The following is a 20925-nucleotide window of genomic DNA, read 5'->3' on the forward strand; positions in this document are numbered from 1 at the left end:
TCATACGCTACGTCGTCTGATAACACTCATGGGCAGGTCGCCCGCGTCGGGTGTTTCCGGGTGATAACCGGCGGGTGTCGCATCTCTCCAAATCCGGTTCGCTGGAGTGAAACGATCCAGAGTGAAGTCCCCATCGTCGTACCTGGCCAGCTCGAAGGCGCCACGCTGCACATGCTGGCCCAGGTATGTGCGGGCCTCGGTGGGGGTGGCCAGGCTTTCGACGACTGCTGATTGTAAGTGGGCGTTTTCGATTGTGTTCGTTAGAGGTTCGGCGAGCAATGTCAGTGAGGCGGTCAAGGTTGAGCCGGCGGTACGTGTTACGACGCCGTATAGCCATTCCGCTGCATTCGGCACAGAAAGCCGATTGCGTTCCGGGCTGCTGTAGTCACCTCCACGCAATGAGTTGATCGTGGTTGTGGACGCTCCATCCAGGCCTTCCACGGTAGCGGCGACAGTGATATCCAGGCCAGGTGGCAGATTTGCCCCGAGCGCACCGTCAGCAAAAAGAACGGCTCCATAGAAGGCGGTGCGCCAAGCGGTCGTGGTACCGCTTGGCGCAATCGTGACACTGGGGCCGACGCTGGCGAACGCGCGCTGGCCTGCTTCCCTTGTCATGCTCTTGGGCACACTGGCAAGTATGCTGATGGCTGTCATGTTCAAGGTTTCCCGCTCAGACAGGTACGCATACAGTGGAGCGGCGGCTCCCGCCGCAGCGCCCGCCAGCCCCAAGATACCGGCCATGACTTTCTGTGTGGTGCGGTTGTAGTTGCGGCTGCTGGCAATACGACTGCCTGCTCCTATCCCCATGGAACCACCGGCCAACGCACCCACCATGCTGCCTGCTAGGGTCAATCCCAGATTGACACCCGGGTCTGGCGGTGAGTCCGGATCGCCGGTTGCCCATTGCTCCAACCCTCTTGCAGCAAAATATTTAACCGCTCCTGCGGCCAGTGCACTCACACTGTCCCGGCCAAAGGTTGCCAGAGCGGCGCCCACGCCTTCTTTCAGTGTGACCAGTCCCTGGAAGTCCACGTTCCCGACAGGGTTGCCGTGCACCATGGCAAACAGATTCAGTCCGTCCTGCACCCCCAGCGGGTCCGCATTGAGCCAGCGCTGAAGCCATGGCGTGTAGTAACGAAAACCGTAGTAATACAGGCCACTGGCATCCCGTTCCTTGCCCGAGTAGCGCAGGGTCTTGTAGCTCGCTTCGACCAGGCTTCGGCCCGCCCACCAACAGGTACCGCCAAACGGGTAATAGCTTTCCCGGGAGATCATCTGTGCCTGGGCGTCCAGTTCAATGGTGCTGGAGTTCAATTGATCGGTGAAGCTGTAGCGCTGCTGATGCTGGGGTATGCCGTGTGGTGGCGGTTTTTCAAAGTGCAACACCTGGATTGTCGCGCGACCGGCCTTGACGGTGATGACGTGTACGGTCTGATTCGGATCGGTGCGAATTTCCAGACCGGGCAAGTAGCGCGTTTCACTGAGTCGTTGCACCGATGCGGTACAGGCCTGACGGATTTTTCGCAGGCGTTGACCGCTGCCGTCATAGATGTAGAACTCGCAATCATTCGGTTCACCCTCTCGAACCACCTGATCAACCTGTTGCAATTCATTGCGTCGATCCCATTGCAGCGTTTGCCCTTCGTCTTGGAGAAACACGCGGTTGCCATTGGCGTCGTAAGCGGCGGCAATCGCCTGCTCATCGGGCAGATGGCCGTCGGGGCTTTCCGGCAGGCTGCGATTGCTGGCGCTGGCCACAACCGTGCGCTCGGTGCGGTTTCCACTGGCGGCGCGGTGCTCCATCAACAGCAGATTGCCGGACGGATCATAGGTGTAAGTGCGCGTGTAGTTTTCCAACTGACCCGGGTCGGCAGGAGAGGCAAATGCCGGCAGCTGTGGCCCGCCCGCAGCGTTGCGGATCTGCCGGCCACTGGCCTCGATCAAGCGCGAGAGGCTGTCGTAACGGTAGCGGCAGATCGCGTCTGTTCGCTGGTTACGGTGATAGACAGCCGCCTCTGCGCTATCGCTGATGCGAGTGATATTGCCGACTGCGTCGTACGCGTAGGACAGATCCTGGAGGATCGAGCCATGACTGGTCTGGCTCCTCAGACGTTGCAGGCGGCCATCGTCGAGGCTGAATGTCGCTTGGGAGATCACGTCATTTCCCGCGCGTTGCTGCTCAATAAGCCCAAAGGCGTTGTAGTGGATATCGCTGACCAGCGTCTGGCTGTCGTCGTTTGCGGCCAGTGTCAGACGGGTTTCTTTCACATGGCCCGCCACGTCTTGAAGCTGTATCTGCCGATTTCCCAAGGCATCTGTCTGACCAACCGACTCGCCAAGGGCGTTGTAGCTGAAGTGGGTCGCGGCCGATCGGGTTTCCAGAAAAAAATCGCGATCGACTTCCACTTCCGGCCAGTCCACCGCCCACGCGGGATCGGCACTGAAGGTGCGACAAAGTTGCAGTGGTTGCCCGCTCATACTGAGTTCAGTGAAGTGCAGGGTGCCTGCGGTGTCGTCATGCCGAATCAATCGGCCACGGCGGTTATGGTGGACTTCATCCGGATCATCGAAATAGGTGAAGCGCTCCGTACAGTGTTCAGGCTCGTCGCCAGACTGCTCGAAAGTGGCGCTCGGTCGTCGCAGAGCATCATGGACGATACGGCTGTGGTTGCGTTTCTGATCCCATCCGTCAATGTGAGCGCCGTCCTCTGCGAGCAAGCTCAGGCGCCAGCCTGCATCGCTGTTTTCACTCGACAGCATGGCGCCTGACAGGCTGAACACATTGCTCTGATTCGCCGGGCCGGGTTTTTCAGGTGTGTGCTCGCGGAACAGTCTGGGATCGCGACTCAATACCGTGCGCCCCGCTGCATCATGCGTCTGGTGAGTGATGTAACTCTCGGGTGCCAAAGTCTCATCGCGACGATGGTAATTCACGCTGCGTAATACCAGGCCTCGAGCGTCGAAGGCCTGGATGGCGGGTGTATTCGCGTGAGTCATGGGCGCCGGCAGCTTTGATGAGGGTAATCCTCTTATCAGCCTGAACACGGCGTGGGTCAACTGACAGAACTGACAGTTGACAAAAACACCCACACGGCGGTGCGTCGGATATAGCCATGGCGCGACTGTCATCATTCCTGGCCGTTACGGTCATTGCTGTGAGGCGCACTCTTGCGGACAATCAACGCCACGTTTCCCGCTCATGGATCTACCCGCATGTCGCAACCGATCTTTTTCGCCCACGCCAACGGATTTCCTTCGGGTACCTATGGCAAGTTGTTCGCGGCGCTGGCGCCCGAGTACCGGGTCGCGCATCTGGAGCAGCATGCCCATGACCCGCGATTTCCCGCGGACGATAACTGGTACAACCTTGTCGATGAGTTGATTCACCATTTGCAGCAGCAGGATCAACCGGTGTGGGGCGTCGGCCACTCGTTTGGCGGCGTGCTGCACCTGCATGCGGCGCTGCGTTGCCCTGAGTTGTATCGCGGCGTGGTCATGCTCGATTCCCCTGTGCTGACCCGTACCGATCAATGGGTGATCCGTGCGGCCAAGCGCTTCGGCTTCATCGACAGACTGACTCCGGCTGGACGCACCCTGGGCCGGCGCGAAGAGTTTGCCGATCTCGACAGCGCACGCAGCTACTTTGCCGGCAAGACATTGTTTCGCAGTTTCGATCCCGAATGTTTCGATGCCTATCTGCAACACGGTTTGCATCAGGTGGGCGACAAGCTGCGGTTGCGCTTCGACCCGGCCACCGAGATCAGCATCTATCGCGGGGTGCCGCACACCAGTCCCGGCCTTACCCGACAGTTGCAAGTGCCGCTGGCGGTGGTACGAGGGCACAAGAGTCGGGTGGTGATGCGTCATCACACCCGTTTCGTTTCGCGTCTTGCCCAGGGCGAGGCGCTGAGCATGCCCGGTGGCCATATGTTTCCGCTTGAACGCCCGCAAGACACGGCGCGGTTGCTCAAGAGCCTGTTCACTCGCTGGGAAAACCCTCAGGACAAGGATTGCGCATGAGCCCGACCTTCGAAGAAGTACGCCTGAACCTGCCGCATATCGAGTTGGCTGCGCACTTGTTCGGTCCCGAGGACGGTTTGCCGGTCATCGCCCTGCATGGCTGGCTCGACAATGCCAACAGCTTTGCCCGCCTGGCGCCGAAGCTCAAAGGCTTGCGCATCATGGCCCTGGACATGGCCGGGCATGGGCACTCCGGGCATCGACCGAGTGGCGCCGGTTACGCGTTGTGGGACTACGCCCATGACGTGCTGCAGGTTGCCGAGCAGATGGGCTGGAAACGTTTCGGCCTGCTCGGGCATTCGATGGGCGCCATCGTGTCGCTGGTGCTGGCCGGTTCGTTGCCGCAGCGTATCTCGCATCTGGCGTTGATCGACGGCGTGATTCCTCCTACAGACAAAGGCGAAAACGCTGCCGAACGCATGGGCATGGCCCTGCAAGCGCAACTGGAACTGCGCGAGAAGCGCAAACCGGTCTACAACAGCCTCGACCGAGCCATCGAAGCGCGGATGAAAGGTCTGGTGGCGGTCAGTCGTGAGGCGGCGGAACTGTTGGCGCAACGGGGATTGATGCCCGTGCCCGGCGGTTACACCTGGCGCACCGATAATCGCCTGACGCTGCCGTCGCCGCTGCGCCTGCCCCTGGAACAGGCGATGGCTTTCGTCCAGCGCATCGACTGTCCTGCGCAATTGGTCGTCGCGGCCGACGGCATGCTGGCCAAACACCCAGAACTGCTGGAGCGTCTACCCTTTAACCGGGAACAGCTGCCCGGCGGACACCATTTGCACCTCAACGATGAGGCCGGTGCCGATCTTGTCGCAGACTGTTTCAATCGGTTCTTCGCCATTCCTTGACTTGCTGCGGGCAACTGTCGAGGCTGGGCGGGTTGAAATGGGAGATAACCATGATGGATCTTTACACCGCTACGACCCCGAATGGCCAAAGCGGCACCCAGGCCATGTCTGTCCGATGAACCTATCCATGCGTTCACTCAGTCTCTTGGCACTGTGCTGTTTCAGTTCCTTTTCAATCGCCGACGATGTACCGGGCAGTCAGGATCTACCGATCGTGCCGCGTCTGGCCGATGCACAAATCGTCGACTATCGTGCCCCGACCGAACTGGAGCGTGTCTATCCGCTCGGATCGATCCGTAAAATCAGCGGCAAGCTGCGCTTCGAAGGGCAGGTCAGTGCCAGAGGCCAAACCACGTCAGTGACCTACGAACTGCCACCGGAACACTCCGCCAACGAAGCGTTCACTGCCGCCCGTGAAGCGCTGCAAAAAAAACAGGGTGCCGAGTTGCTCTATTGGTGCGAGTCCCGTGATTGTGGCGAAAGCAGCCTGTGGGCCAATGAGGTCTTTGGTAATTCGAAACTGTTTGGTTCCGATGAGCAGCAGGCCTATCTGTTGCTAAGGCTGGCGGCTCCAAGGGATAACACGCTGATAGCGCTCTACAGCATTACGCGCGGCAATCGCAGGGCTTATCTGCATGTTGAACAGTTCGTGGCCGAAGCGCCGCTGGGCGAGTTGTTGCCGACGTCTGCGACCCTGTTGCGGCAGCTCAAAAGCACTGGTGAACTGGACTTTCCGAAGTTGGTGGGCGATCCGGATGACACCTGGCTGCGGCTGATTTCCCGGGGCCTGAACCTGGATATTACGCAAAGGGTGACCGTGTCGGGCCCCAAGGCCGAGGCTTGGCGACAAGCACTGATCGAGCAGGGCGTGCGCGCGAGGCGGCTGGAAGCCGGCAGTGTCGAAGGCCCTGGCCTGCACATTAATCTGTTGCGATAAGGTGTATCGGGCGGGCACGCTGTGTGTTCGCCTATTTTTGTCTGACTGACTTTTTCGAGACCTTACATGCTCAATAACGATCGGCTGTTGGTGCAAATCCTTCTGCTGGTGCTGTTTGGTGCCAGCCTGTGGGTGATGGCGCCGTTCTGGTCGGCGTTGTTCTGGGGCGCCGTGCTGGCGTTTGCCAGTTGGCCGCTGATGCGTCTTCTGACCCGCTGGCTCAATGGCCGCGAATCGCTGGCCGCCGCCATTCTGACGTTGGGCTGGATGCTGCTGGTGGCGGCGCCGCTGGTCTGGCTGGGGTTCAACCTGGCAGATCACGTGCGTGATGCCACAGCGTTCATCAAAGATGTGCAAGTCGATGGTTTGCCGCAGGCGCCGACGTGGCTGGGAGGTTTGCCGTTTGTGGGTGAGCGGCTGGTCGGGCTCTGGAACAGCATTGATGAGCAGGGCGCCGCGTTGATGGTGTCGATCAAACCTTATCTGGGGCAGGTCGGTAACTGGTTGCTGGCGCGCAGTGCGCAGATCGGCGGCGGGATTCTCGAACTGACGTTGAGCATTGTCTTTGTCTTCTTTTTCTATCGCGACGGGCCGAGGCTGGCGGCGTTTGCTCATCGCTTGCTGGAACGCTTGATTGGCGAACGCGCCGGGTACTACATCGAATTGGTCGCTGGCACGGTTCAGCGGGTGGTCAACGGCGTGATCGGTACGGCGGCGGCGCAGGCGATTCTGGCGTTGATCGGCTTCCTGATTGCCGGCGTACCGGGGGCGTTGGTATTGGGGGTTGTGACGTTCCTGCTCAGCCTGATTCCGATGGGACCACCGCTGGTATGGGTGCCGGCCACGGCTTGGCTGGCCTGGAAGGGTGAGTATGGGATGGCGGTGTTTCTCGGGATCTGGGGGACGTTCGTCATCAGTGGCGTGGACAACGTGCTCAAGCCGTACCTGATCAGTCGCGGGGGGAATCTGCCGCTGGTAATTGTATTGCTGGGTGTCTTTGGCGGGTTGATTGCGTTTGGGTTTATCGGGTTGTTTATCGGACCTACGCTGTTGGCTGTTGCTTATAGTTTGCTGACGGACTGGAGCAAGAGTCAGGCTCGGGTTGAAGACCGCCGTTAGTTTTTTGGAATGGGAGGTATGCGCGGGCCTGAGGACTGACCTGTCTCTGGCAGGAGTCCCCAGTCCGGACTGTGGGCACCGCACGTTTCAGCTCGTCCTGATCCACCGCGCCATCGCTGTTGCTGTCGAATTTGGCGAACAGTTGCTTTTGCAGTTGCTGGCCTCGGGCGTTTTGCGTGGAGGCGCTGCGGGTGCTGGTATAGCTCGTGTAGCTGCTGACGCTACCGATCATCGGGCTCACTCCTGAACTGGAAAACCGGTGGGTGTACCGGCGCAGGCAGCCTCAAGGGGCAGGTGAGTACACACGAGGGTGGAGTTCTCAGGGTCGAGGCAGGCGGATGACTGCCGTGAGGCCGCCACCGGGGGTTTGTTCCAGGTTTAGATCTCCACCCAAACGCTGCGCGGCTTCCCGGGCAATGGTCATGCCCAGGCCGACGCCGCCGGAGTTGCGGTTGCGCGAGCCTTCCAGGCGATAAAACGGTTCAAACACTGCCTCGCGCTTGTCCTCGGCAATTCCCGGCCCATGGTCGATCACGCGGATCAGCAGTTGGCCGCGCCGATCCAGCAGTTCGATGCATGCCTGCCCGGCATAGCGCAGGGCGTTGTCCATCAGGTTATTGATGCATGAGCGCAGCGCCATCGGCTGTACCGCAAGTGCTGCGCAATGGCCGCTGACCTGCACATCCGAGCCTTGATCCTGGGCGTTTTCGCACAGAGATTCGACCAGCGCCTGCACGTCCATTAATTGCAAGGCTTCGCTGGTGCGCTGTTCGTGCAAATAGGTAAGGGTGGCATCGAGCATGCCGATCATGTCGTTCAGATCCTGGCGCATCTGGCTTTGCAATTTGTCGTCGCTGATGTTTTCCAGGCGCAGTTTCAATCGCGACAGCGGTGTGCGCAGGTCGTGGGAGACGGCGCCGAGCATTCGCGCGCGTTGCTGAATTTGTTCGCGTATCCGTTGTTGCATCAGGTTGAAGGTATGCGCTGCTTGCCGGGCTTCCCGCGGGCCGGATTCGTCCAGCGGTGGGCTGTCGAGGTCTTCACTGAGGCGCTCGGCGGCGTCACTCAAGCGCTGGATCGGGCGACTGAGCAGCTTGGCGCCATACCAAGCGGCGATCATCAAGGTAATGAACTGAAAGGTCAGTGGCACCACGGGGCCGCCGAACCAGGGTCGCGCTGGCCGTGGCGGATAGCGCGGATCCTGGTGAGGCCGTTGCCCCTCGGCATTTGGGGAAAACGCCGGGGGCGGCGGAGGTGGCGGCGGACCGTAGAGGTGAAACCAGGTGAACGCCAGCAGGTGCGCCAGGACGATCGCCACGAACAACACGCCAAACAGGCGGCCGAACAGGGTGTCGAAGCGCGCCCGCATCAGCCGATGTCTCGTGCGTCGAACAGGTAACCCTCACCGCGCACGGTTTTGATCAACTGCGGTGCTTTCGGATCGTCGCCGAGTTTCTGTCGCAGACGCGAGACCAGCAAGTCGATGCTGCGGTCGAACGCTTCAATCGAACGGCCTCGGGCGGCATCAAGCAATTGTTCGCGGCTGAGTACCCGGCGCGGGCGCTCGATGAAGACCCAGAGCAGGCGGAATTCAGCGTTGGACAGCGGCACCACCAGGCCATTGTCGGCGATCAGTTGGCGCAGAACGCTGTTCAGGCGCCAGTTGTCGAAACGAATATTGGCGCGCTGCTCGGTACGATCGTCGCGCACGCGGCGCAGAATCGTCTGAATCCGGGCGACCAGTTCACGCGGCTCGAACGGTTTGGCCATGTAGTCATCGGCACCCAGTTCCAGGCCGATGATGCGATCGGTGGGTTCGCAGCGGGCGGTTAACATCAGGATCGGGATGTCCGATTCGGCGCGCAGCCAACGGCACAGCGACAAACCGTCTTCGCCGGGCAGCATCAGGTCCAGCACCACCACATCAAAATGTTCGGCTTGCATCGCCTGGCGCATCGCCGCGCCGTCAGTGACGCCACTGGCGTGGATATTGAAACGGGCAAGGTAATCGATCATCAGCTCGCGGATCGGCACGTCATCGTCGACGATCAGGGCGCGAATGCTCCAGCGCTTGTCGTCTTTGGGCTCATCCGTTCCGGTGGTTTGGGTGTTGTGCATGGGGCTGTTCATCTGCCAGTAGGCCGCCAACCACAAAGATGGGCTGCGAGGTTGTGGTTTCAGCATAGGTGTCCGGCCGCGAAGCGGGAAGTGCTGATGTAAGGACGTGTTTCGGCTGGCGAGGCTAGCGCGGGCGCTTGTTGGCGACATGTCGGTTGTGTATCGGAGTCGACACAATAGCGTCGAACGCTATGCTGATCACGTTTGGCGCGACGAATTACCGATCATCGGGTGCCGCGCCGCCGCCGGTTCCGCTACAATGCGCGCCGATTTCGACTTGCCTGAGAGCCCATCCATGTCCGCCTGCCAGACTCCTATCATCGTCGCCCTGGATTTTCCCACCCGTGACGCCGCACTGAAGCTGGCCGACCAGTTGGACCCGAAGCAGTGCCGGGTCAAAGTGGGCAAGGAACTGTTCACCAGTTGCGCCGCCGAAATCGTTGGCACCCTGCGTGACAAGGGTTTTGAAGTCTTCCTCGATCTGAAATTCCACGACATTCCCAACACCACCGCGATGGCCGTGAAAGCCGCCGCCGAGATGGGTGTGTGGATGGTCAACGTGCATTGCTCCGGTGGCCTGCGCATGATGGCCGCCTGCCGTGAAGAACTGGACAAGCGCAGCGGCCCGCAACCGTTGCTGATCGGCGTGACCGTGCTGACCAGCATGGAACGCGAAGATCTGGCCGGTATCGGTCTGGATATCGAGCCGCAGGAGCAGGTGCTGCGTCTGGCGGCACTGGCCGAGAAGGCCGGGCTGCACGGTCTGGTGTGCTCGGCGCTGGAAGCCACCGCACTGAAAACCGCGCATCCGTCGCTGCAACTGGTGACCCCCGGAATTCGCCCGGCGGGTAGCGCGCAGGACGATCAGCGCCGTATTCTGACCCCGCGTCAGGCGCTGGATGCCGGCTCCGATTATCTGGTGATCGGCCGTCCGATCAGCCAGGCGGCAGATCCGGCCAGGGCGCTGGCCGCTGTCGTGGCCGAAATCGCCTGATCAAACGCTGAAGATCCAAAATGTGGGAGCGGGCTTGCTCGCGAAGTAGGCGTATCAGTCGACACAGATGTTGACTGACACACCGCCTTCGCGAGCAAGCCCGCTCCCACATTGGTTTCTGGTGGCTTAAACCTTCAGCACCAACTTGCCGAAATTCTCACCGCTGAACAATTTCATCAGCGTCTCGGGGAAGGTCTCCAGGCCTTCGACGATGTCTTCCTTGCTTTTGAGCTGTCCCTTGGCCATCCAGCCGGCCATTTCCTGTGCCGCACTGGCGTATTGCGCGGCATAGTCCATCACCACAAACCCTTCCATGCGCGCACGATTGACCAACAGCGACAGATAGTTGGCCGGGCCTTTGACCGCTTCCTTGTTGTTGTACTGACTGATGGCGCCGCAGATCACCACTCGCGCTTTCGGCGCCAGGCGGCTCAGCACAGCGTCAAGGATGTCGCCACCGACGTTATCGAAATAAACGTCCACACCTTTCGGACATTCGCGTTTAAGCCCTGCCACCACGTCTTCGTTTTTGTAGTCGATAGCGCCGTCGAAGCCCAGTTCATCGATGAGGAATTTGCACTTGTCGGCGCCACCGGCAATGCCCACCACACGGCAACCTTTGATCTTGGCGATCTGTCCGGCAATGCTGCCCACTGCGCCCGCAGCCCCGGACAACACCACCGTGTCGCCAGCCTTAGGCACGCCCACCTCAAGCAGCGCGAAGTAGGCGGTCATCCCGGTCATGCCCAGTGCCGACAGATAAACCGGTAGCGGCGCCAGTTTCGGATCGACTTTGTAGAAACCTCTTGGCTCGCCGAGGAAATAATCCTGCACGCCGATGGCTCCGTTGACGTAGTCCCCGACGGCAAAGCCCGGGTTGTTCGACGCGAGCACTTTTCCTACGCCGAGCGCACGCATGACTTCACCGATGCCGACCGGTGGGATGTAGGACTTGCCCTCGTTCATCCAGCCACGCATGGCCGGGTCGAGGGACAGGTATTGGTTCTTGACCAGAATCTGTCCCGCAGCCGGTTCACCGACCGGCACTTCCTGATAAGTGAAGGTCTCGCGGGTGGCAGCGCCCACCGGGCGTTTGGCGAGCAGGAACTGGCGATTGGTCTGGGAAGTCATGGCAGGTTCTCGAATTGAATTAAGCCTTGTTGATAGACCTTCACCGGCGATGTCGCAAGGTTGGCTGATGCGGCGAATGCACATCGATCCAGTGCAGTGATAGTGATCTACGGGGTTCTATCACTGGGGCGCATGGGCGCCTAAACAGGCTTTTGATAGTGCTGACGTCTGGTAGAACCCTGTGGCTATGCTGCACTTGAACCCATCCCCTGCATTTACCCGTTCGAGGACATAACAATGAGCATGACGTTTTCCGGTCAGGTTGCCGTAGTCACTGGTGCGGCCAACGGCATTGGCCGTGCGACCGCACAGGCCTTCGCCGCCGAAGGCCTGAAAGTGGTGGTGGCCGATCTGGATGCGGCAGGGGGCGAGGGCACGGTGGCGCTGATTCGTACAGCGGGCGGTGACGCCACTTTTGTGCGTTGCAATGTCACCGACGAAAACGACGTAAAAAACCTGATGGAAGAGGTGATCAATGTTTACGGCCGCCTCGACTACGCCTTCAACAATGCCGGGATCGAAATCGAGAAAGGCAAGCTGGCCGAAGGCTCGATGGATGAGTTTGACGCGATCATGGGCGTCAACGTCAAAGGCGTCTGGCTGTGCATGAAATACCAGTTGCCGCTGTTGCTGGCGCAGGGCGGCGGAGCAATCGTCAACACTGCCTCGGTGGCCGGGCTGGGTGCTGCGCCGAAGATGAGCATCTATGCAGCATCGAAACACGCGGTGATCGGTCTGACCAAATCGGCAGCCATCGAATATGCGAAGAAGAAAATCCGCGTCAACGCGGTATGCCCGGCCGTGATCGATACCGATATGTTTCGCCGTGCCTACGAGGCTGATCCGAAGAAGGGCGAGTTTGCCAACGCCATGCATCCGGTAGGCCGCATCGGCAAGGTCGAAGAGATCGCCAGTGCCGTGCTGTATCTGTGCAGCGATGGTGCAGCGTTCACCACGGGACATTCTTTGGCCGTGGACGGTGGTGTCACCGCGTTCTGAAAAAGCGCCGCTTGAAAGAACCCGCCTTCGTGCGGGTTTTCTTTTTATGGACCGCCGTCAGTTCCGTTAAACCGATAAACAATGTGTATCAAATGATTAGAACGGTCGCTTTTGGCGGCGTTGTCGCACAGCCTGTGCGGCGTGGCTGTGATTTACTGCCGCCAGCAAAACGGACAGGAGTTTGCTTGCTCATGGAATTGAGAATTGATCGACAGGCAATGGTGCCGGTCGTACAGCAGATTGTTGACGGACTGACTGACTGGATCCTGCAAAGCGGGGTACCGCCGGCTACCCGCTTGCCCTCTGTTCGGCAAATCGCCCGGGGTAATCTGCTCAGTCAGTCATGTGTCGTCGAGGCTTGTGAGCGGTTGGTAGCGCAAGGCGTTCTGTCCACGCGGCAGGGCGCGGGGTTTATCGTGGCACCGTCGCCGTCGAGCCAGAGCCTGGAGGATGAATCGGTGCCATGCGAGGGCCGGCAAGCCTGGTGCGATACCGTGTGCGGCACTTCAAGTGGCTTGAAACTCGGCGGTGGCGGTTTGCCGGAGAGCTGGCGCGAGCCCGACGATCTGAGCTATGCACTGCGTGAGGTAGCGCGTACCGACATGGCGAGCCTGTTCAACTACAGCACGCCACTGGGCCTTGCAGCGTTACGCGAGCAGATCGTCAAACGACTTAAACTGTTCAGCATCGAAGCCTGCAGCACACAGATTCTGAGCACTGGCGGTGCCAGTCACGCGCTGGATCTGATTGTTCGAACCTTGTTGAAGGCTGGCGATTGCGTCGTGGTCGAAACACCGGGTTATGCGCCGCTGTTCGACCTGTTGCGGCTGCATGGCGTGCGCATGCTTGAGGTGCGTCGAACGCCGAACGGGCCGGATATCGAAGCGCTTGAGGCTCTGCTGCGTCAGTTTCAGCCCAGTGCGTTTTTCATCAACAGCCATCACCACAACCCCACCGGCAGTTCCCTGACACCGGCAGTGGCTCAGCGCATCGTGCAGTTGAGCAGGATCTACGATGTACGCCTGATCGAAGACGATGTCTACGCGGACTTGCACACTGGCAATGGTACGCGCCTGGCTGCACTGGACGATGAGGAGCGGGTCATCTATGTCGGCAGCTTTTCCAAAACGCTGAGCAGCGCTTTGCGGGTGGGGTTCGTCTTGGCCGACAGCGAGCTTGTTGCACGGCTGGCTCGGGTCAAGATGATCAGCGGTCTGGGATGCTCAAGATTTTCCGAAGCGGTGCTGGCCAGTCTGATGTCGACCGGCGCATACCGCAAACTGGTGCAGCGTCAGCGGCAGCGCTTGAACGCCGATCGCGCAGCGGCGTTACAGGCTCTGGAGGATGCCGATTGGGAGGTTTTCGGCAAACCGACGGGCGGATTGTTTATCTGGGCGCGTGCGCGAATGACCGATCAGGCTCGTGTGTTCAGGCAGGCCCAACGCTGCGGGGTGCTGCTTTCAGCTCCAGATGCCTTCAGCCCCAGTGGCGAGGCTGGCGAATGGCATCGCATCAACGTGGCTTACGCCTGTGATCCGCGCGCCCGCCAGTTTTTTCGCAATACCGGTTCGGATCGACCTCAAGTGTTCTGAAAACGACGCGGGCGTAGCTTTTTGCCATTATTCCGACGCCAGAGACTTGTGCTGGTTCATGGCCATTGCGACTCTTCATCAACAGACTTTGGCAGGGGACTACGCGCAATGATTTCGGCCGTGCAAGCACGTTTTGCCAACCTTGGTATGGCAAAAAAACTGGGTATCGGGTTTGCGTTGGTCTTGCTGCTGACCGCGCTGGTGGCAGCCATTGGTGTCTGGTCTCTGCAAACCATCAGCCAGCGTTTCGACGGGCTCAAACAGATGTCCTCGCTCAATAGCGGCCTGCTCAACGTTCGCTTGCTCGAGCAGGAATACGCCTTGCGCGGTGATCCTAAAACCGCCGATGCCGTGCGTGAGGGCGTGGACGGGCTTATTGCCCGGGCCAATGAGCTCAAGGCGCAATCACCGGTCAACGTGCCAGTGATGACGGATGTCGAGCAGTCGCTGGCGGCCTATCGAAAGGCATTCGATGAGTTCGTTTCGCTGACCCAGGCCAAGGATCTGGCGCTGGAAATGGCCAGTTGGTCGGTTTCCAGTGTGGCCAACAATCTCGACTTGTTGCAGGCCGGGCTGGCGGACGACGGTGCGTATACCTTGAAGGATTCCGAGGGCAAGGATGGCGCGCAATTCATTGAGCAGGCCAGTCAGGTCAGTCAGGTGTCGAAGCTGATGCTGCAAGCGATGAATGAGGCACGGGTTCGACTGGATCAAAGCCGCAAAGGTGATGCCGACAATGCCGACAAAGGCAAAATCGAACAGGCTGCCCAAGCCCAGGCGCAGGCTGATGAGTTGAAGTCCACGGTCAAGGACGAAGGCTATCTGACGGTGCTCAATGAAGTCTTGGGGCACATCGCAGGTTTCAACGAAAAACTGGCTGAGTACACCGGGCTGCTGGCTCAGGAAAAGACTGTTTATGAACAATTGCACGAGCGTGCTGCGCAGGTGGTAGAGCGGGTGAATCAGGCTTATGTCGCGCAAGACAGCGCGATGCAGGCTGAACTTAAGAAGAACGCGCTGCTGATCATTGGCTCATCGGCGCTGGCACTGCTTGTCGGTTTGATCGCTGCGTGGGTGATTACCCGTTTGATCGTCGCGCCGTTGCGCAGCGTGATTCAAGTCGCGCAGCAGATTGCTGCCGGAGATCTGAGTGCAACGGTCGAGGTCACCCGTCGTGATGAAATTGGCCAACTGATGTTGGCGATGCAGCAGATGGGGGCGGGCTTGAGCACGATTGTCAGCGGGTTGCAGGCCGGTATTGAGCAGTTGGCCAGTTCGGCACAATCGCTGTCGGCCGTGACCGAACAGACCAACCTTGAGGTCAGCAGTCAGAAGGAAGAAACCGAGCAGGTGGCCACGGCCATGAATCAGATGACCGCTACTGTTCACGATGTTGCGCGCAACGCGGAAGAGGCGGCGTTGGCGGCGCAGACGGCGGATGACAAGGTCGAAAGTGGTCAGCAGGTCGTGCGCCAGAGCATGGCGCGGATCGAGCAACTGGCTGATTCGGCGACTTCGGCCAGTTCCAGTATCGAAAGCCTCAGCGCTGAAATCCAGAATATCGGTACGGTGCTGGAGGTGATCAAAAGCGTGGCCGAGCAGACCAATCTTTTGGCATTGAATGCGGCAATCGAAGCGGCGCGGGCCGGTGAGCAGGGCAGGGGCTTTGCAGTGGTGGCCGATGAGGTTCGTGCTTTGGCCCGGCGTACGCAGCAATCGACTGAGGAGATCGAGCGCTTGGTCAGTGCTTTGCGCTCGGCGGCGCATTCTTCGGTGCAGCAGATTCAGAGCAGTGGTGAACTGGTGAAGCTGGCCGTCAGTGATGCCTTGCAGACGGAGAGTGCGTTGGGGAGTATTGCGGCGGCGGTTTCGCTGATTCAGCAGATGAATCAGCAGATTGCGGCGGCGGCCGAGGAGCAGAGTTCAGTGGCGGAGGAGATCAATCGCAGTGTGACGAGTATTCGCGCGAGTGCCGATCAGTCGTCGATTGCAATGCGTGGGAATGCAGCCTCGAGTGTTGAACTGGCGCAGTTGGGGGGCGAGTTGCGCGGGATGGTCGGGCATTTTCGGCTTTGATGACTTGACGACCTGACAGGTGTACTCGCTTCAAACTGTGGGCTTGCTCGCGAAGAGGGATGTAACTTCTGTGAGGCTGGGCCCCAACCGCATGACCACAAAAAAGCCACCTCTCGGTGGCTTAACTTTCAACGTCAGCGATCAGTCGTAGATCACTTTCTTCTTCCAGTCCGCATCGGTTTCGGCATCTTTGAGGCCAGCGGTCAGTTGGTTCTCTTCTCCTTCAACTGGCGCAATCTTGTCCATGACTTGGGCATTGGCGCGGGCGAGGAGTTTTTCCAGGTATTGCAACTGTTCGGAATAGATCTGCGGATCCTGTTGTTTGCGCAGGTATTGCACGCCGCGCTCGAAGGCGAGGCGGGCCTGGCCAGGTTGGTTTTGTTGCAAAGCTTGTTGGCCAAGGTTGTTGAAAAACTCAATGTGCAGCAGCACCAGAATGTGGCGGACTTCGCGAACCCAGTGCTTGGCTTCGTTCGGCGGCAGGAAGCCGTCATGGGCGGCACGGGTGATCTGTCCGTGGAGGGCTTCGAGCAGGAAACGCACGTCTTTGGCTTTGGCTTCGGTCAGAATCGGTGCCGGCGGGTTGTTGATCGGGATCGACTCGCCTTGGGCCACCAGTGCGCTCAGTTCAGTGATGCGTGCTTTAGTCGTCGCACTGGTTTTCTCAAGATTCAACAGACGCTGGCAGACATTGAGTTCCAGGCGGGTCAGCAGCAGCTTGAGTGCAGGCGTCATGAATTGACCTGGAAAGGTCTCGGTCAGTTCGCCGCAGCGACGCAGGCGGTCGTTGAGTTCGACTTTGGTGCGGGCCTTCTCCAGTTTGCTGTTTTCCACCACATGGTTCATATAGCCAATGGCGATCAGAATTGCTATCCCGGCTATGACTAGCAGGGTGATCATGAGTGGTGTCACCGGTAAGACCTCTTTATAGGGTTCACATGCGAGTGTAGTGGCTGGGGCATTTATGCGCCTAGCGCCGCTCGACGAATTGGATCGGCAGGTGCAATCTGTATCGGCCGTTTGTTGCTTATATGAATGCTGGCCCTTGATGTGCAGATTGCCATCACTGTGCGGTGGACTATAACGTCTTGTCGACCGCCGGAATATAGGCGTCAAACGCCGGGCGACGGAAAAGCCCGATTGGCTTCGTAAAGCAGGTCGAAGTCATTGATTTAAATAAATTTATATCAGGGGGTTGACGACCTCTCAATCCATCCATAGAATGCGCGCCACTTGCAGCGTAAAGCACACAGCGAAACGAAGCAGGGAGTGAATGTTGTAGTGTGTCCCCTTCGTCTAGTGGCCTAGGACACCGCCCTTTCACGGCGGTAACAGGGGTTCGAGTCCCCTAGGGGACGCCAATGCGGGAATAGCTCAGTTGGTAGAGCACGACCTTGCCAAGGTCGGGGTCGCGAGTTCGAGTCTCGTTTCCCGCTCCAATTTTAAACAGCACTGCTTTCGGGCGGAGCTGAGTGAAACCAGAGCCAAGTCTTCGGATGCGGGTCTGGACACCGAAACACACACCATGTGTTCCGGGTAGCGTGTCCCCTTCGTCTAGTGGCCTAGGACACCGCCCTTTCACGGCGGTAACAGGGGTTCGAGTCCCCTAGGGGACGCCATTTGCGGGAATAGCTCAGTTGGTAGAGCACGACCTTGCCAAGGTCGGGGTCGCGAGTTCGAGTCTCGTTTCCCGCTCCAATTTCACAAAAACGCCGCTCTATTGAGCGGCGTTTTTGTATGCGTGTGTTTTTACTTTACGGATTGAAGTCATCGAGTCAGTCAAAAAAAGAGGCCCGCCGAAGAGATTCGGCGGGCCTTTTGCGTTTCAGTTCGGATTACCAGGACAGCATCAGTCGGCCGGCAAACAAAATCAGCACGACGCCCATGGTGCGTTCGAACCAATGCCCCATGCGCATGAACAGCAAACGCACTTTGTTGCTGGAGAAGAACAGCGCGACGATGACGAACCACAACGCGTTTACAAAACACATCCACAGACCATAGAACGCCTGGATTTGCAGGGGCGTGCTGGCGCTGATGATCGTGGTGAAGATTGCGAGGAAAAACAGCGTCGCCTTGGGGTTGGTGGCATTGGTCAGAAAACCGGTACTGAACGCCTTGAACAGAGATTGCTCAACCAACGTTTGCTCCGCTGTTTTTTCGCCATCGAGGGTGGTTTTCGGTTTGCTGCGGATCAGGCTGACACCGAGATACAGAATGTAGGCGCCCCCCACCACTTTGGCCGCGGTCAGCAGCCACGGCGTGGTGTGCATGAGTGCGCCGACACCGAGCAGCGTGTACAGAACGTGCACGGAAATCCCCGCCCCAATGCCCAGCGCCGTGCAAATCCCGACCAAGCGGCCAAAGCGCACACTCTGGCGAATAGTGACCGCAAAGTCAGGGCCGGGAGCGACCACGGCCAGAAAATGGATGGTGGCCAGCGCCAGAAACTCGCCCAGGTAATTCGATAACATTTCAGCTCCAGAAGGTCAGGGGTGAAGCATTGCCGCGATAGCCGACAAAGAAGGACAGGCTCAAGCGCGGATCCGCTACACCCGGAGTCACCGAGTGCATGCAGCGCGAATTGAACATGATGAAATCGCCGGGTTCGGGCCGAACCTCAAGTGTGGGCGGTCCAAGCAGGGTCGGGTCGATGCCGTAACTGTCGCCTCGCATTTCGTCGAACAGTTCGGGCGTTATGTCGTCGTCCCACATCTGCAACGCGCCACCTTCGGTCGGCATGTTCAGGTACACGTTGCAGGCAAACTGTGCTTCCAGGCTGCGCGCTTGAAAGCTCTCCGGTGCGTCCTTGGCGAAAATGTCGTGGTGGGCGAGGAAGCACACGCCGGGTTTTACGACACGCGACAGGCCTACATACATTTTGCGACCGTATAGATTTTCCAGATGCGCACCGGCCGGCCACGACTCGTCGAGCATGCAGCGCAGTGTGTCGACCGGTGAAGAGTAGGGGGCGCAGCGATTACGCAGTTCGGCGATGTTGCTGGTGGCGCGTTCGAAGTAATCCTCGATCAGCAGCGGCTGGTTTTCCGCCTCGTAAAACGCCATACCGATACGGCCGATACTCGGTGCGTTGATGTAGCCCTCAAAGCCTGGGGCGAGAATCTTGTCGCCAATCTGGATTGCCAGCGGTTCGGGCAAAAAGCCTTTGACGCGAATGGCGAGGACTTCTTCGTTGGCCAGTTTTTTTATGCACGTCTCATCGAGACGCTCGACGTCTAGCATCATTTTTTTAGGTCCATCTATCGATAGTCAACGGAACCGGCGAATGCGGTTCCCCGGCGCCGGACATTGCGCGGAGCAATGTCCGGAAATGCTCAATCCACGCTGTAGTGGACGGACAATGTGCCTTTCTTCTGTGAAAGGGACGCGATCGTGACTGTGCCCAGATCCTTCAGGCTTCGTACATGGGTGCCACCGCAGCCATAGGCTGGCAGTTCACCAAAACCGATTTCCCGCGCGCCTTCGCGCAGCGAGGTCAGGCGTGGCAGATCGTGCTCGATCCACTGATCGATACCGAGTTGAACGGTGTGTGCGTCAACTTCCTGTGCGGCATCACCTGGCTTGAATTGCACGCGGCCTTCATTCGGCCAGTGGTGCGCTTTGACAGGCGTCCACCCCATGGCCTGGACGAAGTGCCCGATCAAATGCCCGGCCGAATGCAGGCGAGTATTGAAGCAGCGGCGATCTTCGTCGACGCGAATACAGGTCATGCCGAGCGTGACCGGTCGATCAACGAAATGGATGATTCGATCTGCTTCTTGCACTACGCGCAGCACCTGGCTTGCGCCGATCCAGCCGGTATCACAGGGTTGGCCGCCACCTTGCGGATGAAACAGGGTAGCGCGCAGTTCTACCGCGAATTCGTTCTCGTGGGGCGTGCAGTCGAGGACTTCTACATTGGCCTTGAGGTCATCACTATGGAAAAAGAGGCGAAGCGTCATATTCCATGCCCTTATTAAAGTTTCTATTTTTATTATATGAATCGTGCAATAACGTGATAATCCGTTCAAACATCAAAGGACTTGTGCGCTGTGAGCATAAATCTACCGCTGCCGTTACTCGGTGAAATGGCGATTTTCGTCAAGGTCGTGGAAACCGGCAGCTTTTCTGAAGCCGCCCGCCAACTCGGATCGTCGCCTTCAGCGATAAGCCGCAGCATTTCCCGACTGGAAAAAGCGTTGGCCACACGGTTGCTGCAGCGCACCACGCGCAAACTGCGCCTGAGTGATGGGGGCGAAGAGGTGTTCAAGCGCTGTCAGGAAATGGTCAGCGCTGCCAAGTCCGTGATGGAAATCAGCGGCCAGTTCACCCATGAGGCTGAAGGGCTGGTGCGGGTCAGCGTACCGAAAGCGGTGGGGCGTTTCGTGATTCATCCGCATATGCCCGAATTTCTGCGCCGTTATCCCAAGGTCGATGTGGAGTTGTTACTGGAAGACCGGCAGGTCGATCTGATCGACGATCATGTCGATCTGGCGATTCGCATCACCGATCGGCCACCCGCCGGATTGGTCGGGCGTCAATTGTTGACGATTGACCATTTGCTCTGCGCAACTCCGCAATACCTGGCTGAAAACGGCACGCCAAAGCACCCTCACGACTTGCTCGATCACAGCTGTATTTATCTTGGGGAAACCCCAAGCGATGCGCGCTGGAAATTCAAAAAAGGCAGCAACGCCGTGACGGTCGGCGTGCGTGGCCGATATGCCGCCAATCACACTGGCGTGAGGCTGGGAGCGGTGTTGCAGCATATTGGAATTGGCAGCCTGCCGTACTTCACCGCACGGTATGCCCTGGAGCAGAAGTTGATTGTGCAGGTATTGCCAGAGTGGAGCTTCCTGGCTTCTTACCATGGCGGACTCTGGCTGCTGCATTCGCCGACGCGTTATTTGCCGCCGAAGCTGCGGGTGTTCATCGACTACCTGGTGGAGTGCCTGGAGAAGGAGCCGACCTTGAGCAAGCCCGGTAAATCGGGCGGTGCGAGTAATGCTGCGATGGTCTATGAATTGCCTGAGAGTGAAGGGCTGCTCTAACGGCAACTCAAAAAAAAGGCCCGCCTGGACAACCAGG

The 20925-nt window shown here is 58.9% G+C and carries 17 protein-coding genes, 4 tRNA genes and 2 pseudogenes; 14 read left to right on the plus strand and 9 right to left on the minus strand.

The annotated features are described in order from the left end of the window. Positions 1 to 2997 (minus strand): RHS repeat-associated core domain-containing protein, encoded by a 2997-nt coding sequence (locus tag AACY50_RS02300; protein WP_339538095.1) that lies wholly within the window; start codon positions 2995 to 2997, stop codon positions 1 to 3. A 216-nt stretch (positions 2998 to 3213) separates the two neighbouring features. On the opposite strand from AACY50_RS02300, the gene AACY50_RS02305 reads away from it, so the two are divergent. From AACY50_RS02305 to AACY50_RS02320, 4 genes are all read left to right on the plus strand, one after another. Next, positions 3214 to 4020, plus strand: coding sequence for an alpha/beta fold hydrolase (locus AACY50_RS02305; RefSeq protein WP_339430820.1), 807 nt, complete (start codon positions 3214 to 3216; stop codon positions 4018 to 4020). Beyond that, on the plus strand, positions 4017 to 4871 hold the full coding sequence (locus AACY50_RS02310) for an alpha/beta hydrolase (protein WP_339538096.1): 855 nt from the start codon (positions 4017 to 4019) through the stop codon (positions 4869 to 4871). Before AACY50_RS02305 ends, AACY50_RS02310 begins: the two co-directional genes overlap by 4 nt. Positions 4872 to 4998: 127 nt before the next feature. Further along, a complete protein-coding gene (locus tag AACY50_RS02315) occupies positions 4999 to 5808 on the plus strand; it encodes a DUF4892 domain-containing protein (RefSeq protein ID WP_221732995.1) in 810 nt (269 codons plus the stop codon). 66 nt (positions 5809 to 5874) lie between these two features. Then, on the plus strand, positions 5875 to 6927 hold the full coding sequence (locus tag AACY50_RS02320) for an AI-2E family transporter (RefSeq protein WP_339430818.1): 1053 nt from the start codon (positions 5875 to 5877) through the stop codon (positions 6925 to 6927). 76 nt (positions 6928 to 7003) lie between these two features. On the opposite strand, the pseudogene AACY50_RS02325 reads toward AACY50_RS02320, so the two are convergent. The 3 genes and pseudogenes from AACY50_RS02325 to AACY50_RS02335 all read right to left on the minus strand — a co-directional run. After that, positions 7004 to 7159, minus strand: a pseudogene (locus tag AACY50_RS02325) (histidine kinase); the annotation flags it as partial. Positions 7160 to 7246: 87 nt separating this feature from the next. Continuing rightward, positions 7247 to 8296 (minus strand): sensor histidine kinase, encoded by a 1050-nt coding sequence (locus AACY50_RS02330; RefSeq protein ID WP_339538097.1) that lies wholly within the window; start codon positions 8294 to 8296, stop codon positions 7247 to 7249. After that, complete coding sequence (locus AACY50_RS02335) at positions 8296 to 9045, minus strand: response regulator (protein WP_445261463.1); 750 nt, start codon at positions 9043 to 9045, stop codon at positions 8296 to 8298. The genes AACY50_RS02330 and AACY50_RS02335 overlap by 1 nt, the downstream gene beginning before the upstream one ends. A 295-nt stretch (positions 9046 to 9340) precedes the next feature. On the opposite strand from AACY50_RS02335, the gene pyrF reads away from it, so the two are divergent. Continuing rightward, entirely contained in the window at positions 9341 to 10039 is a 699-nt protein-coding gene (gene pyrF, locus AACY50_RS02340) for an orotidine-5'-phosphate decarboxylase (RefSeq protein WP_339538098.1), read from the plus strand. Between the two features lie 126 nt (positions 10040 to 10165). On the opposite strand, the gene AACY50_RS02350 is transcribed toward pyrF, so the two are convergent. After that, positions 10166 to 11170, minus strand: a complete 1005-nt coding sequence (locus tag AACY50_RS02350) for an NADP-dependent oxidoreductase (protein WP_339464086.1) — start codon at positions 11168 to 11170, stop codon at positions 10166 to 10168. 237 nt (positions 11171 to 11407) lie between these two features. Between AACY50_RS02350 and AACY50_RS02355 the strand changes: the two genes are divergently transcribed. The 4 genes and pseudogenes from AACY50_RS02355 to AACY50_RS28645 all read left to right on the plus strand — a co-directional run bounded on the left by AACY50_RS02355 (position 11408) and on the right by AACY50_RS28645 (position 15837). Next, the gene (locus AACY50_RS02355; protein WP_339430814.1) at positions 11408 to 12169 is read left to right on the plus strand and encodes an SDR family oxidoreductase; all 762 of its coding nucleotides are present in this window, start codon (positions 11408 to 11410) and stop codon (positions 12167 to 12169) included. Between the two features lie 191 nt (positions 12170 to 12360). Further along, positions 12361 to 13761, plus strand: coding sequence for an aminotransferase-like domain-containing protein (locus AACY50_RS02360; protein ID WP_339464087.1), 1401 nt, complete (start codon positions 12361 to 12363; stop codon positions 13759 to 13761). A gap of 990 nt (positions 13762 to 14751) precedes the next feature. Next, positions 14752 to 14976: pseudogene (locus AACY50_RS28640) on the plus strand (HAMP domain-containing protein); the annotation flags it as partial. Then, positions 14974 to 15837: a methyl-accepting chemotaxis protein gene (locus AACY50_RS28645; RefSeq protein WP_445261464.1), complete on the plus strand. Its 864-nt coding sequence runs from the start codon at positions 14974 to 14976 to the stop codon at positions 15835 to 15837. The pseudogene AACY50_RS28640 and the gene AACY50_RS28645, both read left to right, overlap by 3 nt. Positions 15838 to 15978: 141 nt before the next feature. On the opposite strand, the gene AACY50_RS02370 is transcribed toward AACY50_RS28645, so the two are convergent. Then, positions 15979 to 16737, minus strand: a complete 759-nt coding sequence (locus AACY50_RS02370; RefSeq protein WP_339430812.1) for a hypothetical protein — start codon at positions 16735 to 16737, stop codon at positions 15979 to 15981. Between the two features lie 385 nt (positions 16738 to 17122). On the opposite strand from AACY50_RS02370, the gene AACY50_RS02375 reads away from it, so the two are divergent. The 4 genes from AACY50_RS02375 to AACY50_RS02390 all read left to right on the plus strand — a co-directional run bounded on the left by AACY50_RS02375 (position 17123) and on the right by AACY50_RS02390 (position 17535). Next, a tRNA-Glu gene (locus tag AACY50_RS02375) sits at positions 17123 to 17198 on the plus strand. Positions 17199 to 17200: 2 nt separating this feature from the next. Further along, positions 17201 to 17276 (plus strand) — tRNA-Gly (locus AACY50_RS02380). 104 nt (positions 17277 to 17380) lie between these two features. Beyond that, positions 17381 to 17456 (plus strand) — tRNA-Glu (locus tag AACY50_RS02385). 3 nt (positions 17457 to 17459) lie between these two features. After that, positions 17460 to 17535, plus strand: a tRNA-Gly gene (locus AACY50_RS02390). A 137-nt stretch (positions 17536 to 17672) separates the two neighbouring features. On the opposite strand, the gene AACY50_RS02395 is transcribed toward AACY50_RS02390, so the two are convergent. The 3 genes from AACY50_RS02395 to AACY50_RS02405 all read right to left on the minus strand — a co-directional run bounded on the left by AACY50_RS02395 (position 17673) and on the right by AACY50_RS02405 (position 19799). Continuing rightward, positions 17673 to 18311, minus strand: a complete 639-nt coding sequence (locus tag AACY50_RS02395) for a LysE family translocator (RefSeq protein WP_339430811.1) — start codon at positions 18309 to 18311, stop codon at positions 17673 to 17675. Between the two features lies 1 nt (position 18312). Then, the gene (locus AACY50_RS02400) at positions 18313 to 19083 is read right to left on the minus strand and encodes a 2OG-Fe(II) oxygenase (protein WP_339430810.1); all 771 of its coding nucleotides are present in this window, start codon (positions 19081 to 19083) and stop codon (positions 18313 to 18315) included. A gap of 89 nt (positions 19084 to 19172) precedes the next feature. Then, positions 19173 to 19799, minus strand: coding sequence for an alanyl-tRNA editing protein (locus tag AACY50_RS02405; protein WP_339430809.1), 627 nt, complete (start codon positions 19797 to 19799; stop codon positions 19173 to 19175). Between the two features lie 90 nt (positions 19800 to 19889). Here AACY50_RS02405 and AACY50_RS02410 point away from each other — a divergent pair, with 90 nt between their 5' ends. Beyond that, positions 19890 to 20888 (plus strand): LysR family transcriptional regulator, encoded by a 999-nt coding sequence (locus AACY50_RS02410; protein WP_339430808.1) that lies wholly within the window; start codon positions 19890 to 19892, stop codon positions 20886 to 20888. Positions 20889 to 20925 lie beyond the last annotated feature (37 nt).

The sequence above is a fragment of the Pseudomonas sp. RA_15y_Pfl2_54 genome (assembly GCF_963971015.1).
GTDB classification, from domain to species: domain Bacteria; phylum Pseudomonadota; class Gammaproteobacteria; order Pseudomonadales; family Pseudomonadaceae; genus Aquipseudomonas; species Aquipseudomonas baetica_A.

Coding starts and splice junctions, on each gene's coding strand:
- AACY50_RS02300 (WP_339538095.1), bottom strand. CDS start 2,997: ATGACTCACGCGAATACACCCGCCATCCAGGCCTTCGACGCTCGAGGC.
- AACY50_RS02305 (WP_339430820.1), top strand. CDS start 3,214: ATGTCGCAACCGATCTTTTTCGCCCACGCCAACGGATTTCCTTCGGGT.
- AACY50_RS02310 (WP_339538096.1), top strand. CDS start 4,017: ATGAGCCCGACCTTCGAAGAAGTACGCCTGAACCTGCCGCATATCGAG.
- AACY50_RS02315 (WP_221732995.1), top strand. CDS start 4,999: ATGCGTTCACTCAGTCTCTTGGCACTGTGCTGTTTCAGTTCCTTTTCA.
- AACY50_RS02320 (WP_339430818.1), top strand. CDS start 5,875: ATGCTCAATAACGATCGGCTGTTGGTGCAAATCCTTCTGCTGGTGCTG.
- AACY50_RS02330 (WP_339538097.1), bottom strand. CDS start 8,296: ATGCGGGCGCGCTTCGACACCCTGTTCGGCCGCCTGTTTGGCGTGTTG.
- AACY50_RS02335 (WP_445261463.1), bottom strand. CDS start 9,045: ATGCACAACACCCAAACCACCGGAACGGATGAGCCCAAAGACGACAAG.
- pyrF (WP_339538098.1), top strand. CDS start 9,341: ATGTCCGCCTGCCAGACTCCTATCATCGTCGCCCTGGATTTTCCCACC.
- AACY50_RS02350 (WP_339464086.1), bottom strand. CDS start 11,170: ATGACTTCCCAGACCAATCGCCAGTTCCTGCTCGCCAAACGCCCGGTG.
- AACY50_RS02355 (WP_339430814.1), top strand. CDS start 11,408: ATGAGCATGACGTTTTCCGGTCAGGTTGCCGTAGTCACTGGTGCGGCC.
- AACY50_RS02360 (WP_339464087.1), top strand. CDS start 12,361: ATGGAATTGAGAATTGATCGACAGGCAATGGTGCCGGTCGTACAGCAG.
- AACY50_RS28645 (WP_445261464.1), top strand. CDS start 14,974: ATGGGGGCGGGCTTGAGCACGATTGTCAGCGGGTTGCAGGCCGGTATT.
- AACY50_RS02370 (WP_339430812.1), bottom strand. CDS start 16,737: ATGATCACCCTGCTAGTCATAGCCGGGATAGCAATTCTGATCGCCATT.
- AACY50_RS02395 (WP_339430811.1), bottom strand. CDS start 18,311: ATGTTATCGAATTACCTGGGCGAGTTTCTGGCGCTGGCCACCATCCAT.
- AACY50_RS02400 (WP_339430810.1), bottom strand. CDS start 19,083: ATGATGCTAGACGTCGAGCGTCTCGATGAGACGTGCATAAAAAAACTG.
- AACY50_RS02405 (WP_339430809.1), bottom strand. CDS start 19,799: ATGACGCTTCGCCTCTTTTTCCATAGTGATGACCTCAAGGCCAATGTA.